This window comes from Nocardia sp. NPDC056611, assembly GCF_042792755.1.
Lineage (GTDB): Bacteria > Actinomycetota > Actinomycetes > Mycobacteriales > Mycobacteriaceae > Nocardia.
This window is the reverse complement of sequence record NZ_JBHTVV010000002.1, coordinates 652,274-666,615: the sequence shown is the minus strand read 5'-3', so window position 1 is coordinate 666,615 and position 14,342 is coordinate 652,274. Positions and strand designations below refer to the sequence as shown.

Sequence of the window (14,342 nt, the reverse complement as noted above, 5' to 3'; positions counted from 1 at the left end):
ATCCAAGGGTGTTCATGATCACTCCCACCGGTCCGTGAACACGTCGCGGGGGGAGTCGAGCGCGTCCTGGGCGGCGGCCACGATGCCCGCGCCCAGGTCCCGCACAGCCTGCGTAACCTCTTCCAACGGATCGGGTTTGCGCTTGCGCTGCACCGGCGGCGGGTCGCCGGGCGACCAGATGGGCAACTGGTCGGCTTCGACCAGCGTCCACTCCTCGTGCCAGGGCAGCTGCCACACCTGACCGGCCAGCGAACCGACCACGTCGCGGTAGCGGCGGATCTCGGCGGGCATCCGGCCCGGGCGCGCGGCCACGGTGATCAGCCCCAGCACCTCACACGGACCGGCCAGTCCGGCGTGATGCTGGCGCAGCAGGTCGTGGGCGCGGGTGAGCCCGGCGATGGTCTCGCGGGCCACCAGCACCACGAACGGGGACTCCCGTTCGAAGACGCCGGGCCAGCGCCGGTACGAATCCGCCGCCGGCGCAAGCACATGCGCGAGCGTGGTCGCGCCCGCGCCGCCGTGCACGCCGAGCAGCCACACCAGCGGCGCCCGGCCGCCACCGGGTACGGGTCGGTCCCACAGGGGTGCGCGGCGGGCTTCCGGCGGTGGCACCACACCGGCCGCGGATGCGGCCCCTGAATCGATGTTCCGGTCGGCGGATCGGCGTTCCTTCATGGCTGCGGTCATGATGCCACTCCAGCAAGCAGGCGGCGATACGCGCGGCGTGTCTCGGCGGCCAGCTCGCTATGCCGCACCAGCTCCCCCCGCGCGAGGTGTGCGTCATAGGGTATCTCGACGACCTCGTTCACCCAACCGTCCAGATGCTCGCGCAAATGTTCAGCGATTCGAGAATCGCTGCCCGGCAACTGATGTGAGACGACGATCGTGGTGTCGCCGACAATTCCGTCGCCGGGGCCCTCGCCCTGCCCGCCGAACTGATCGTCGAGCCACTCCAGGGTGACGCGCAGCCGGTTGGCGGCGTCCACGCGCGCCGGAATCGCCAGCACCAGTGCGATATCGGCGTCCTCGAGCAGCGGGCGCAGGTGCCGGCTGGCGATCGGATTGCCGCCGTCGTAAACCGGGGTGTACCCGGACTCCCCCAGGGCGCGGGCGACGGTCAGGTAGGTGGCGCGGCGGCGCAGCGGCGCGGGATCGCGCCACAGCAGCCCGATTCCGGATGTCGCCCGCGAGAGGCACTCCTTGAGCGGCGCGGGCTCGTCGTCACCGCGGCCGTAGAGCCAGGCCTGCAGGCTGATCGGGCTCAAGTGCTCGTCAGCGCCCCGCAGCGCTAGGTCGCTGCCCGCGAAAGTGCCGTCCACGGCCACGGTTCGGTCACCGGCGGCGCCCAGCTCCCCCGCGATGCCGAGCGCGGTGGTCGTCGTCCCGGCACCACCGCAGCCGCCCACCACCAGAATAGGGCGCGGGGCGGGTCCGGCCTCGCCGGAATCGCCACGGCGCTTGCGCAAGCGCACCACCGGAGTCTTGGAACGCGCGGCACGACCCGACGATTCGCCCACTTCGGGCACCTCGTCGAGCCAGCGGCTCCAGTCCTGATCCATTGTCTCCGCTCTCTTCTTATCCGGCCGGAACGCCCGCGGTGGGTCCATGGTCGCCGATGATCGCGGGGGCCGTCATTTCGTTGTACGCCGCCGCGACCGCGATCGGGTGAGAACCGGCTCCGGCGCCGGGTTCGCCGAGGGATTGCGCCGAGCCGCCATGGGAATTCAGCACATACAGGGCAACCGCGCCGACGAGGGCCAGCAAAACAACGGCAACAATCAGCAAGGCGAGCGTGAGCAGCCGCCGATCCGGGAGGCGTTGAGCGAGTGCGGGTTCGGGGATTTCGAAGGTCTCGCGCCACTGCGCGGTGGTGTCGACGGCCGGGATGGCGGGTTCACCACTGTCCGTGGGGAATTCGATCACGGTGTTGCCGCGGTAGCGCGGCGGCGTGTAGGAATCGGTCTCGCCGGTCCCGGTCATCCAGTCCGACCAGGCGCCGTCGAAGCGATTGTGCCGCAGCACCGATTCGGGGACCGGCGGCAGTTCGACCTCGGGCTCGGCGTCGTGAATGTAGTGCGGGAAGCGGGCCGGGCCGGCGCTCTCGTCGAAGGCGGGCGTCTCGGCGGCCGCGTCGCGACCGGGCGGTTCGGGGGCGGCCGGGTCGAGGGCCGGGTACCAGCGCGACTGTTTTTTGTACGACTTCAACATTCCCGCTGCGGGCACGTCGCTCGGCATCGTCTGACCCTCTCGGCGGTCGGTCGTGGCTGACGGTGTGTTGTCGTCGGTGATCGGTGGTACCGGGTGAGTCCGCCGGTACCACGTCGCCACCGGCGCCGCGTCCGAACGGTCCCGATCGGAAATTCTCTCGCATGAACAGGATTCCAACGACTCGACGCGCCGGACGACACACCGTTCAATCCGCGCGTGCGCGCGAGTAGCAGGGTTCGTACGGTCTCGTGAACGCCACGCCGACGGGGCGGTCTTCCCTGCGATCCGAGCGGAATCTACATTAACAAGACCAAGAATTTTGGAGGTTTTGTGAAGACAGCAGATATCGTCGCGGTTGTGACCGGCGGCGCGTCGGGACTGGGCATGGCCACCGTGCGGGAACTGCACTCGGCCGGCGCGAAGGTCGTTATCCTCGACCTTCCCTCGTCCGACGGCAAGGCTTTCGCCGAGGAACTCGGTGAGCGCGCGGTGTTCTCCCCCGGCGACGTCACCAGCGAGGCGGACGTGAGCGCCGCGCTGGATGCCGCTCAGGCGCTCGGCACCCTGCGAATCGCGGTGAACTGCGCGGGAATCGGCAATGCCGTCAAGACGGTCGGCAAGCAGGGCGCGTTCCCGCTGGAGGCCTTCTCCAAGATCATCAACGTTAACCTGATCGGCACGTTCAACGTGATCCGCCTGGCCGCCGAGCGCATGTCCGCGGTCGAGGAGGCCGACGGCGAACGCGGCGTCATCGTCAACACCGCCTCGGTCGCGGCGTACGACGGCCAGATCGGCCAGGCCGCCTACTCCGCCTCCAAGGGCGGCATCGTCGGCCTGACCCTGCCGGTCGCCCGCGACCTGGCCTCGTACAAGATCCGCGTCATGACCATCGCGCCGGGCCTGTTCCACACCCCGCTGTTCGCGACCCTGCCGCAGCAGGCCATCGACGCGCTCGGCGCGCAGGTGCCGCACCCCTCGCGCCTGGGCGACCCGGCCGAGTACGCCGCGCTGGTCCGCCACATCGTGGAGAACCCGATGCTCAACGGCGAGGTCATCCGCCTCGACGGCGCGATCCGCATGGCCCCGCGCTAAGCAGCGGGCAGCGGCGTCCGGCACGCCGCGAACACGCCAACGGCACCGGAGCGAGCACTGGCTCGCCCGGTGCCGTTCGCGTTCCGGATCAGGAGCAGGCCGCCGGCTCCATCTCCCACGGCGCCTGCGGCAGCACCGCGCCGGTCTCCAGCAGCGACTTGAGGTTGGCCAGCACCGCGGGCCAGCCGCTCGAAATGCCTTGCAGCATTTCCTGGTTCGGCAGGTTCTCGTGAGTGACGGTGAGCCGCACGATGTCCTGGTGCGGCTCGATCGAGAAGGTCACCACCGAGGGCGAGCGCTCCTCCTGCGGGGAGTCCTCGAAGGTGACGACCAGGCGGTTGGGCTGGTCGGCCTCGAGTACCTTGCCGACGACATCGAGCTTGTCCGAGCCGTCGACGCGGCGGTGCTCCCAGCGCGAACCCTCCTGCCAGTCGGACACATTCGCGTGTCCCCAGTACTGGGCGGTCAGATCGGCGTCGGTCAGGGCCTTCCACACCTGCTCGGCGCTGGCCCGGATGTAGGTGACGTAGACGTAGTTCGGCACGGTCGTGGTCATGGCGTACTCCTCTGCCTGGTCTTTGATGGCGCGCAGGACGTCCAGCCGGGGTCGGTCGAACACGGAGATCCAACGCTGTTCGATGTCGTGAATCGGGGTCGGATTGATGTAGTGCACCCGTTCGCGGCCGCGGCGTAGCACGGTGACCAGCCCCGCCCGCTCGAGAATGTCGAGGTGCTGGGTCACCGATTGCCGGGCCATCGCGACCCGTTCGCACAGTTCCCGCAGCGTCTGACCGTTGTGTTCACGCAGCCGGTCGAGCAGCTGCCGCCGAGTGGCGTCGGCCAGAGCCTTGAAAACGGTGTCCATGTCGGGTTCGGGTTGCACGGCTCAAATTATGCAGGCATTTACCTGCATATGTCAACGGGGGCGCCGCGCACGCCGGAGCGCACCCCCGATTTCGTGGGAATTTCGTTCTCGGGCATGACAATCCGCGTCCGAGCGGTCAAGATGGTCAACGGCCTTCAGCCGAACCGACATCGTTGTCTCTTCAGCGCCTCCTGCCGTGGCGCGGACAGGAGTGCCCGTGGCGACCACGCCGCAGCCCTCACACCCCGTGCCCGCGGGCGAGGATCCCGCGTCCCCGGTGCGCCCCGCGTCCCCGGTGCACCCCGCATCCTCGGTGGTCGTGGAGACCATCCCCCCGGCCCGCATCGGGACCCGGCTCGCGCACCCCGTCCTGCGCACCACGCTCCAGCAGTTCCTGCGCGCCGGAGCCTGGGTCGCTGACCTGGGACCGCGTCCGGCCAACCTGATCTTCCGGGTGACCCGGCTGTCCGAGCAGCCAGCCCGGGTCATGGGCACCCCGCGCGGCACCCGCCGCGAAACCCTGCGCTTCGAGCACTTCGAGGCCGAATGGCTGTGGAGCGCACCGGTTCCCGATCCGCGCGTGGACCGCGACGCCGCCATCCTCTACCTGCACGGCGGCGCGTTCATCGCGGGCGGACTGCACAGCTACCGCCGCCACACCGCGCGCCTGGCCGCGCTGAGCGAGCTGCCGGTGCTGACCGTCGACTACCGCCAGCTGCCCGACGCTCACCCCAACGAGAGCCTCGCCGACGCGCTCACCGCGTACCGGCATCTGCTCGACGAGGGCTTCCCGCCGGAGAAGATCATCGTGGCCGGCGATTCCGCGGGCGGCGGGCTGGCATTGCGGCTGGCGCTCACGCTGCGCGAGCGGGAGCTGCCCTTGCCGGTGGCGCTGTCGGTCACCTCGCCGTGGGCCGATTTCGACTCCACCGCTCGTCTCGCGCACCCCAACAGCCGCGACGACGCGGTGTTGCCCGCGCTCGGACCGGACATGGTGGTGCGCCGCGGTATCGCGGTGGACGGGGAGCTGGATCCGGCGTGGTCGGTGGTGAATCACGACTTCACCGGTCTGCCACCCATTTTCCTGCAGGTCGGGTCCCGGGAGATGCTGCTGACCGACGCGCTCGCGGTGGCGCGCCGGGCCGAGGCGGCCGGGGTGTCGCTGCGCCTGCAGATCCGGCCCAGCGCGCCGCACACCCTCATCCACCTGGGCGCGGATCTGCTCGCCGACGGCCGTGACGCCGCCCGCGACGCGGCCGAGTTCCATCGTGCGATGATCGATCCGGGTCGCCTCGGCCGCAGCGCGGCCTGACCGCGAGCACCGCCGGCGGCCCGATCCCGCGATCCGAGAGGCTCCGATGTCCCAGCCCGACAGCGCTTCCCGCCCCGCGGTCCTGGTCACCGGCGCGGCCGCCGGGATCGGCCGCGCCATCGCCGCCCGCTTCGCGCGGGAGGGCTGGACGGTCGGTCTCTATGACATCGACGCCGACGCCGTGGCCCGTACCGCCGCGGAGATCGGCGGGCACACGATCACCGGCGCGTTCGACGTCACCGATGCGGCGGGCTGGGATCGGGCGCTGCAGGAATTCGCCGGGGCGACCGGCCGTCTCGATCTGCTGGTCAACAACGCGGGCATCCTGGTGTCGGGGGCGTTCGGCGAGATCGACGTGGACCGCCAGCACCGCGTGGTGGACGTCAATGTGAAGGGCGTCCTCAACGGTTGCCACGCCGCGCTCCCCTATCTGCGCCGGACGCCGGGCAGCCGGGTGATCAACCTGGCGTCGGCGTCGGCGCTCTACGGACAGCCCGGGCTGGCCGTGTACGGCGCGACCAAGGCAGCCGTTCGCAGTCTCACCGAGGCCCTCGACCTGGAGTGGCGGCAGTACGGGATCACGGTCAGCGACCTGCTGCCGCTGTTCGTGGCGACCGACATGATGACCGAGGTGAGCCGCGGCTCGAAATCGGCGACCACCCTCGGGGTGCGGCTGACCCCGCAGGATGTGGCGGACGCGGTCTGGCGGACCGCGTCCGGTCGGGGACCGCTGCGCGGCCCGCACGTGCTGGTCGGACTACAAACCAAACTGACCGGTCTGGCGATGCGGTTGTCCCCGCCGTTCATGACGCGCGCGATCGTCGGCTGGATCAGCAAGGCCGATTCGCTGCACTAGCCGCGGGTTCAGAGGGCAGCCAGGTCGCCCACGATGAAGATGATCAGGCCGACCGTCATGGTCAGCGCGCCCGCCAGACCGAGTGGCATGGTCCGGGCCTTGTCCGCGAATTCGTCGTCGACCCCCGTCAGCCAGTTGATGGTGTCCTTGGCGGCGATGAACGCGCCCGCGGCCACCACCAGCGACGCGGCCGTGATGTTCCAGCCGTCGGGCAGGTCCGACAGCCGGGCCGCCCAGACCAGGCCGAGCACCAGCGCGCCCTGCAGGATGGCCCCGACGTGAGCGACGTTGAGATAGCGGGGAGCCGGTGGATTGCCCTCCCGCCGGCGCAGCGCGACCAGGGGATATCCCAGCAGCGTCCCGTAGGTGAGGGTCAACAGTCCGCCGATGATGAGGATCTTGTCCGTTGCCGTCATGACGACCCCTTCCGGATGGCTTCACGATAGAAGTGCCCGTCCGGGGCCGCCGGGGTTCACCCGAATCGATGCCCGACCTTGATCCGGGTCAGCCGGTGGCGATTCTTCCGCTCGCCGCGGTCCGCGCCGCCAGAGCGAATCGCAGTTCACTGCGGCGGGCGACGGACAGTTTGCGGTACACCCGGGTGAGGTGCTGCTCGACCGTGCTGGTGGTGATGTCGAGGGTTTCGGCGATATCGCGATTGCGATTCCCGCTCGCGGCCAGTTCTGCGACGCGCCGCTCGGCCGGACTCAGGGTCTCGAAGCCGCTGCCGCCCAGCGTGTCTCGCGTTCCTGGTCCGGAGTCGACCTGCAGCCGGGCCAGGAGCGGTTCCGCGCCGGAGGTTTCGGCGAGCCGCGCCGCCTCGCGCAGCGGCGGGCGCGCCCGATCCGCCTCCCCCAGCGCGCGGTAGGCGGCCCCGAGATCGGCCAGCACGGTGGCCAATTCGAGTTCGTCGCCGCCGGAGCGGGCCAGGGCGGCCGCGCGGCGCAGCAGGGTGACCCGGCGCAGCGGGTCGCCGGTGGCGGCCAGCAGTCGCAGTGACACCCCGCCGCTGTGATGCCGTTCGGCCCCGCCGATCGCGTCCAGGTGCCGGGTGGCGAGGGCGCGGGCCTGCCGCGGCTCCCCCGCCGCCAGGCTGACCGCGGCCAGGTCGTTGCGCCACGGCGCGAGCCACGCGAAGTCCAGGCCCCACTCGGTCATGAGACGACCGCAGCGGCGGAAGTGGCGTTCGGCCTCGTCGAGCAGCCCGATGGCCAGGCAGTGCTCGCCGCGGGCGCGCAGATAGCCCAGCGCGAAACGGGTTTCGAACACCACGCGCGGCAGCGGGCGGTCCAGTTGGGCGGCGGCCTCGACGTGACGCCCCTGCGCGGTGAGGGCGCGCACCATTACCGCGACCGCCCGGCCCAGCCACACCCCGAGCTGTTCGGCGGGCAGCAGGTTCAGCGCGGCGGCGGCGTGCCCGGCGGCCTCGACCGGATTGCCTTTGCGCAGCAGTGTTTCCGCGCGGGCCATGGCGAACAGCGCCTGCCAGGTCGGGGCGCGGCGCGCGGTCGCCTCCGCGAGCAGCGACGCGCACCAGGCGTCGGCGGCGTCGAGGCGGTCGGTGTACAGCAGACAGTCCACGGCGGCCACCAGCACTTCGACGGTGTCGGGCGCGAGGCGGTGCTGGGCGAGCATGCGTTGCGCCGCGGCGGCGGTCTCCTCCGGCGGACGCTGTTTCCACAGGCCGTCGAGCAGGTCGGCGGCCTGCCGGTGTGCCGAATCACGCTGCGGCGCACGCGGACCGGACGTCGCGGGGCGGGGTGTGCTCCGGGGAACCGGAGACCGTTTCGCGGCCGGCGAGCTCGCGGGATCGGCGTGTCCACCCGAGTGCGGGTCATGGTGTGCGATGACGGACGCCCGGGAGCCCGACGTCGCTCCGACGCTCGGTGCGGCGAGCAGCCAGGAGTGCCGCTGGGCTTGGACCGGGTGGGTGTAGCGCAGCCACGCGCCGAGGAACTCGAGCCGATCGCCGAGCGCGGCGTCCGCCTCCCGCCGCAGCCGCAGCAGGGCGTGGTCGGCGTGCAGTATGTGGCCGTGCCACAGCATCTGCAGCACGGTCATGGGTAGCTCCGGGCACGGCACCCGCCCGGTGCGCAGCGCCGCCTTGAGCCGCCCGAAGTTGCGGGTGCGACCGGACGGATTGATCCGCCATTCGACCGCGACCAGCTTCGTCGCGATCCCCGCCCGCTCGTCGGCTCGGCGACTGGCCCGATAGGCGAGCTCCAAATAGGTTCCGGCGCTATCCCATTCGTCCGCGTCGAAGGCGTGGTCGGCGACTTCCAGCAGCACCTGCGCCGCCCAGGACCCGCGCGTGTCCCCCGCCGCGACCAGGTGCGCCGCCACTACCGCCGCCGGAAGCCCCTCCCGGCACAGCAGTTCCGCCGCCGCCGCGTGCAACGCCCGCCGCTCCTCCTCCGGCAGTTCCCGCAGCACCAGCGCCGCCATGTCCGGATGCGGCCGACACTCCCCCACGATCAGTCCGGCCCGCACCAATTCCGCCGTCACCGCGCGGATCTCGCCCACGCCGCGGTCGAGTAGCGCCGCCACGCGGCCCAGGGAGGCGTGATCGCCCAGCACCGCCGAAACCCGCGCCACCCGCAACCGCTCGGCCTCGGCCGCGTTCGACCGAGGCACGGAGGCGTTCACCCGCCCGGCTCGCGCGATGACCGGAACCGCGGGGGCGGACCGTGGCTCGCCCGAATCCGTGTGTGCGCCGGACGCATCCGGCCGCGCTCGCGTCGCCGCCGGGCCGACCCGGCCCGCGGTCGTGCGGGTGGCGGGCGCGCCGCTCGTTCCGCCACCGGCCCCCACCGGTAATCCCCCTCGGTCCCGTGCGACCGACCGTGCCATCTGAGGTCCCTTCACCGAATCGCGGGCGCGCCCGGCTGTCGGACATGGCACGGCGAGCTTCGGTGTGCGCGAGCGGCATCATTGCAGCGAGGGCGTGTGGACGCCCAGGATCAGCCGGGGCACAGCGGGTTTCGAAATCTACTGCCAAACAGTGTATTTCACTTTCCCCTAGGAGGTGGGGGCGAGCACTCGCGGACGGTAGACCAGGGCGGCGGCCGCGTTGCCGTCCACGCCGAGGAACACCACGGACCGGGCCTCGTCGAGCAGGCCCTGGCCGGCCGCGCTCAGGTAGGCGTGCACCGGGCCTGCCGAATACGGGTCGCCCGCGAAGGGATCGATTCCGGCCACCGCCGCCGACGGCACCCCGACCCGGTAGGCCACGCGCTCGCGGAATCCGGCGGCCGGGGCCGGCGCGAGCAGCACCGCCGCGCCGGTCGCGAAGTCGCCGGGCTCCAGGCCCTCGCCGGAAAGGCATTCCCGCAGCACGGTTTCGGCGAGGTCCAGCGGATCGGAGGTGGCGGCGCGCACGGTCAGCGCGCCGCGGCCCGCGGTTCCGGCGGCTTCGAGGTCGGCCCACGCGGTCGGGGTGAGCGGGCCGCTGTTCCCCGCCGTGTAGAGGCGGCCGAAACCGCCCGCACCGCCGCCGGCGTGCAGCAGGATCGCCGCACCGCTGGCGGTGTACGGGAAGTCCTCCCGGCCGCGCTCGGTGGTGGGGTGGGTGTCCCCGGCGACGATGAGCGCGTACTCGACATCACCGAGCCCGGTGAAGCAGTGCGCGGTCATGAGGGCGTGCAGCACCCCGGTGCCGCCGTTGAGCAGATCGAAGGAGAAGGCGGGCAGGCGGCCGGTCTCGTACTCCAGGCCGACCTCGAGGCGCTTCTGGATCAGTGCGGCGACGGCGGGTTCGGCGATATTGCTGTCGCGGAACACCCCGGCGTTGATCACCAGGCCGACCCGGTCGGCGGAGATCTCGGCGGCGGCCAGCGCCTGCCGTCCCGCGCGGGCGGCGAGTTCGAAATAACTGCCGGTGTCGGCATCGGTGCACACGGCCGCGGAAACGATTGCGGTGGTCATGGATTCAGGCCTCCAGCCGGGAGATCGTCGCGGCGAGGTGACCGGATACCACCCCGGACGCCTCGGGGATCAGCAGCACCTTGGAACCGCGCGGAATTCGCCCCTGCGCCAGATGTTCGCGCAGCACCAGGAAGTGGGACGTGGACGCGGTATTGCCGTACTCGGCGTAGATATTGAGCGCCTGCGGCATGGGGGTGTCGAAATGGCGTTCGGTGAGCGAGCTGATGTACTCGATGGCCGGGCCGCTGAACTGGTGGTGGATCCAGTAGTCGTATTTCTCGCTCTCCCAGGCGCGGCCGGTCTCGAAGAGGAAATCGGCCATGCGGGAAATACCCTGCAGGAATCGCGATTCGCTGGCCAGTGCCCGGTTGTCGGTGTACATGGCGATGCCGGTCGTCTTGTCGCTCGGCATGCCGATGCAGTGTTCCGCTCCGGCCGAGGTGGTCATGAGTTCGATGTAGTGGATCTCGTCGTCATCGTCGCCGCGGTCGTCGACCACCACCGCCACCGCGGCGTCGCCGACGGTGAGCGCCGCGAACTGCGGGTCGTAGGGCTTGGAGATCTCGCGGGTGGCGGTCTCGGCGATGGGGGTGATCTGCTCGCCGCTGACCACCAGGCCGCGGCGCACCACGCCGGCCTTGATCATGCGGTCCAGCACCAGCACGCCGGTGATCATCCCCGCGCAGGCGTTGGACAGGTCGAAGTGCAGGGCCTTGCCCGCGCCGATGGCGGCGCCCAGCTGGGCGGCGAACGACGGGGCGAAGCAGTATTGCCCGGGCGCGGTGAAGCGGGTGATCGAGACCGAGATGATCACGTCCAGGTCCTCGGCCGTATAGCCGGAGCGTTCCAGGCAATCCTCGATGGCCCGCTGCGCGAGCACGAAGGAGGATTCATAGTCGCCGGGGTCGCTATTGTGCACGCGGCGATTCTTGATTCCGGTAATTCGTTCCAGATCCAAGGCCCGTGGAACCGACAGGGCATTGATGACGTCTTCCGTGGAACGGATAGTGCTGGGTGTATACGCGCCAATGGATTCGAAGCGTGTACGCATGTGGGATTCGAAGCGTGTACGCATGTGGCCCCCTGCTCTCTCGGGTGATTTTCGTAGGCCCCGATGCCGAGTCGAAGGCTACCGTACGGAGGGGTGGACGAGAGTCGGGCGATGATCACGGATCAGCCTGTTGTACACAGTATTTCGAATCCCCGTAGGGGTGGGATAGGGGGTGCGGAGTAACCGGTGTCGGTACCGCGAGACACACTAAAACTGTTGTATATCAAACGAATTCGAATCGCACGGCTGGCGGCCACGGTGAGCCCCGTGTAGCCTCACCGACATATTTCTCGCATTCCTCGACAATTCCCTGGGGGAAGTGTGTCGCATTCCTTGCCCACTGTCTATTGGCGCGCCCTCGATCGATTCACCGATATCGTTTCCGAGCATCCCGGCCGGGCGGCGGTGATCCATGCCGAGGGCCGGACCCGGGCCGGCCTGCCCGACTACCGGCAACTCACCTACACCGAACTCGACGCGTGGTCGGACACCATTGCCGAGCGGTTCCTCGCGGCCGGGGTGGGCCCCGGCGTGCGCACCATCGTGCTGGTGCGGCCGGGACCGGAGCTGTACGCGGTGCTGTACGGACTTTTCAAGATCGGTGCGGTGCCGGTGGTGATCGACCCCGGCATGGGGTTGTTCAAGATGCTGCGCTGCCTGCGTGCCGCCGACGCCGAGGCGTTCGTCGGGGTCACCGAGGCGCAGGCGCTGCGCATCGTGTTCCGCGCCTACTTCCGCAAGGTGCGGGTGGCGGTCACCGTGGGCCGCTCCTGGTGGCAGGGACCCACCCTCGAGAGCTGGGGCCGCACACCGGCTTCCGCCCTGCCCGAGCGCGAGCCCGCGCCCGATGACGAGCCGCTGCTCATCGCCTACACCACCGGCAGCACCGGACCCGCGAAGGCGGTGGTACTCACCCACGGCAATCTCGCCGCCATGATCGATCAGGTGGACGCCGCGCGCGAGCACGTCGCGCCGGAGACCTCGCTGATCACCGCGCCGGTGGCGGGCATCCTGGAACTGCTGCTCGGATCCCGGTGCGTGCTACCGCCGTTGATCCCGTCCAAGGTCGGGGCGACCGATCCCGCGCACGTGGTGGACGCGGTCGAACGGTTCCAGGTGCGGACCATGTTCGCCTCCCCCGCCGTACTGATCCCGCTGCTGGACCACATCCGCCGCACCGGGGCCGCCCTGCCGAGCATCCGCAGCGTCTACTCCGGCGGCGCGCCGGTGCCGGACAGCTGCATCGCCGGACTGCGCGAGGTGCTGCCCACCGACGCCCGGGTGTACTCGGGATACGGCGCGACCGAGGCGCTGCCCATGGCCACCATCGAATCCCGGGAACTGCTGGGCGAACTCGTGGCACAGGCTCACACCGGGCACGGGGTCTGTGTGGGCGCGCCCGCGCTGCACGTGCGGGCCCGCATCATCCCCATCACCGATGATCCGCTGCCCGACTGGTCGGATGTCGAGGGTCGGGGCGGCCTCGCGGGCCCGCTCGGGATCGGGGAACTGGTGGTCTCCGGGCCGAATGTCAGCACCCGCTACTTCTGGCCGCCGACCGCGGACCGGGTCGGCAAGATCGCCGACGACGAGGTGATCTGGCATCGCACCGGCGATCTGGCCTGGCTCGACGACGCGGGACGAATCCGGTTCTGCGGCCGCAAGAGTCAACGGCTGGAGACCGCGCGCGGCCCGATGTTCACCGTCCAGGTCGAGCAGGTGTTCAACACCGTCGCGGGCGTCGCCCGCACCGCGCTGGTGGGCGTGGGCACGCGCGGTGAGCAAGTGCCGGTGCTGTGCGTGGAGCTCGCGCCCGGCGCCGACCGCGACGCCGTCGAGCGCGAATTACGCGGGCGGCGCGACGAATTCGACATCACCAAGCCGGTGACCGAGTTCCTGTTCCATCCGCGCTTCCCGGTGGACATCCGCCACAACGCCAAGATCGGCCGCGAACGGCTGACGGTGTGGGCGGACAAGCAGCTCGGGCAGGGGGCGTCATGAAGGTCCTGGTGACCGGGGCCTCGGGGTTCCTCGGCGGTGCGCTGACCCGTCGCCTGGTCGGCGACGGCGAGCACGAGGTGTCGATTCTGGTGCGGCCCACCAGCGATCTGCGCGACCTGACCCCGGTCCTGGACCACGTCGAGCGGGTGGTCGGCGACCTGAGCGATCCGGTGTCCCTGGAGCGGGCGGCCGCGGGCGTGGACGTGGTGTTCCACAGTGCGGCCCGGGTCGACGAGCGCGGCACCCGCGCCCGCTTCTGGGCCGAGAACACCACGGCCACCGCGCGTTTGCTGGCCGCGGCCGCCGCCGGTGGCGCGCGCCGGTTCGTGTTCGTGTCGAGTCCGAGCGCGTTGATGGATCGTGACGGCGGCGACCAGATCGATATAGACGAGTCGGTTCCGTATCCGTCGCGCTATCTGAACCACTACTGCGAGACCAAGGCCGCCGCCGAACGCCTGGTGCTGGCGGCCGATGCGCCCGGCTTCACCACCTGCGCGCTGCGGCCGCGCGCCATCTGGGGCGCGGGCGATCGGTCCGGGCCCATCGTGCGGCTCCTGGAACGGGCGGCGGCGGGGACGCTGCCGGATCTGTCGGGCGGGCGCGGCGTCCACGCCTCGCTGTGCCACGTGGACAATATCGTCGACGCCATGGTCAAGGCCGCGGCCAGCGAGAATGTCGGTGGCAGAGCGTATTTCATCGCCGACGCCGAACGCACCGAGGTGTGGGGGTTCCTGGCCGAGGTCGCCGCCGACCTCGGGTATCCGCCGCCGGGCCGGGCACTGGACCCCCGTCTAGTGGCGCTGGTGGTGTCGGTGATCGAGAACCTGCGGCGGGTCCCCTATCTCGCCGAGCACTGGACCCCGCCGCTGTCGCGCTACTCGGTCGCGGTGCTCACCCGCACCGGCACCTACGACACCTCGGCCGCCGCCCGCGATTTCGGATACCGGCCCGTTATGGACCGCGACACCGGCATGGCCGAACTGAAATCCTGGATCCATCGCATGGGGGTGATCGCCGGATCCACCCACTGACC

The 14,342-nt window shown here is 70.5% G+C and carries 13 protein-coding genes; 5 read left to right on the top strand and 8 right to left on the bottom strand.

Annotation, left to right across the window (positions count from 1 at the left end):
* Positions 1 to 18 precede the first annotated feature (18 nt).
* Genes ACFRAQ_RS11690 through ACFRAQ_RS11680 form a run of 3 tightly spaced genes read right to left on the bottom strand, consistent with a single transcriptional unit; the run spans position 19 to position 2,235 of the window.
* Complete coding sequence (locus ACFRAQ_RS11690) at positions 19 to 687, bottom strand: hypothetical protein (RefSeq protein ID WP_379097670.1); 669 nt, start codon at positions 685 to 687, stop codon at positions 19 to 21.
* Complete coding sequence (locus tag ACFRAQ_RS11685; protein WP_379097667.1) at positions 684 to 1,559, bottom strand: MinD/ParA family protein; 876 nt, start codon at positions 1,557 to 1,559, stop codon at positions 684 to 686. Before ACFRAQ_RS11685 ends, ACFRAQ_RS11690 begins: the two co-directional genes overlap by 4 nt.
* 16 nt (positions 1,560 to 1,575) lie before the next feature.
* Positions 1,576 to 2,235 carry a hypothetical protein gene (locus ACFRAQ_RS11680; RefSeq protein WP_379097665.1) on the bottom strand — a complete coding sequence of 220 codons (660 nt, stop codon included), beginning with the start codon at positions 2,233 to 2,235 and terminating at the stop codon, positions 1,576 to 1,578.
* Positions 2,236 to 2,538: 303 nt separating this feature from the next.
* On the opposite strand from ACFRAQ_RS11680, the gene ACFRAQ_RS11675 reads away from it, so the two are divergent.
* Positions 2,539 to 3,300: a 3-hydroxyacyl-CoA dehydrogenase gene (locus tag ACFRAQ_RS11675; RefSeq protein WP_357083524.1), complete on the top strand. Its 762-nt coding sequence runs from the start codon at positions 2,539 to 2,541 to the stop codon at positions 3,298 to 3,300.
* A gap of 88 nt (positions 3,301 to 3,388) precedes the next feature.
* On the opposite strand, the gene ACFRAQ_RS11670 is transcribed toward ACFRAQ_RS11675, so the two are convergent.
* Positions 3,389 to 4,165: a metalloregulator ArsR/SmtB family transcription factor gene (locus ACFRAQ_RS11670; protein WP_357288259.1), complete on the bottom strand. Its 777-nt coding sequence runs from the start codon at positions 4,163 to 4,165 to the stop codon at positions 3,389 to 3,391.
* Positions 4,166 to 4,382: 217 nt separating this feature from the next.
* Here ACFRAQ_RS11670 and ACFRAQ_RS11665 point away from each other — a divergent pair, with 217 nt between their 5' ends.
* Both ACFRAQ_RS11665 and ACFRAQ_RS11660 read left to right on the top strand, forming a co-directional pair.
* A complete protein-coding gene (locus ACFRAQ_RS11665; protein WP_379097662.1) occupies positions 4,383 to 5,477 on the top strand; it encodes an alpha/beta hydrolase in 1,095 nt (364 codons plus the stop codon).
* Between the two features lie 46 nt (positions 5,478 to 5,523).
* Positions 5,524 to 6,333 (top strand): SDR family oxidoreductase, encoded by an 810-nt coding sequence (locus ACFRAQ_RS11660; protein WP_379097659.1) that lies wholly within the window; start codon positions 5,524 to 5,526, stop codon positions 6,331 to 6,333.
* A gap of 8 nt (positions 6,334 to 6,341) precedes the next feature.
* On the opposite strand, the gene ACFRAQ_RS11655 is transcribed toward ACFRAQ_RS11660, so the two are convergent.
* The 4 genes from ACFRAQ_RS11655 to ACFRAQ_RS11640 form a co-directional block, all read right to left on the bottom strand.
* Positions 6,342 to 6,749 carry a hypothetical protein gene (locus ACFRAQ_RS11655; protein WP_379097657.1) on the bottom strand — a complete coding sequence of 136 codons (408 nt, stop codon included), beginning with the start codon at positions 6,747 to 6,749 and terminating at the stop codon, positions 6,342 to 6,344.
* A gap of 88 nt (positions 6,750 to 6,837) precedes the next feature.
* Entirely contained in the window at positions 6,838 to 8,967 is a 2,130-nt protein-coding gene (locus ACFRAQ_RS11650) for a LuxR C-terminal-related transcriptional regulator (RefSeq protein WP_379097654.1), read from the bottom strand.
* A 384-nt stretch (positions 8,968 to 9,351) separates the two neighbouring features.
* The gene (locus ACFRAQ_RS11645; protein ID WP_379097651.1) at positions 9,352 to 10,257 is read right to left on the bottom strand and encodes a hypothetical protein; all 906 of its coding nucleotides are present in this window, start codon (positions 10,255 to 10,257) and stop codon (positions 9,352 to 9,354) included.
* A 4-nt stretch (positions 10,258 to 10,261) separates the two neighbouring features.
* Entirely contained in the window at positions 10,262 to 11,176 is a 915-nt protein-coding gene (locus tag ACFRAQ_RS11640; RefSeq protein ID WP_357288162.1) for a 3-oxoacyl-[acyl-carrier-protein] synthase III C-terminal domain-containing protein, read from the bottom strand.
* Between the two features lie 465 nt (positions 11,177 to 11,641).
* On the opposite strand from ACFRAQ_RS11640, the gene ACFRAQ_RS11635 reads away from it, so the two are divergent.
* Both ACFRAQ_RS11635 and ACFRAQ_RS11630 read left to right on the top strand, forming a co-directional pair.
* A complete protein-coding gene (locus ACFRAQ_RS11635) occupies positions 11,642 to 13,309 on the top strand; it encodes a fatty acid CoA ligase family protein (RefSeq protein ID WP_379097648.1) in 1,668 nt (555 codons plus the stop codon).
* Positions 13,306 to 14,340: an NAD-dependent epimerase/dehydratase family protein gene (locus ACFRAQ_RS11630; RefSeq protein ID WP_379097645.1), complete on the top strand. Its 1,035-nt coding sequence runs from the start codon at positions 13,306 to 13,308 to the stop codon at positions 14,338 to 14,340. The genes ACFRAQ_RS11635 and ACFRAQ_RS11630 overlap by 4 nt, the downstream gene beginning before the upstream one ends.
* Positions 14,341 to 14,342 lie beyond the last annotated feature (2 nt).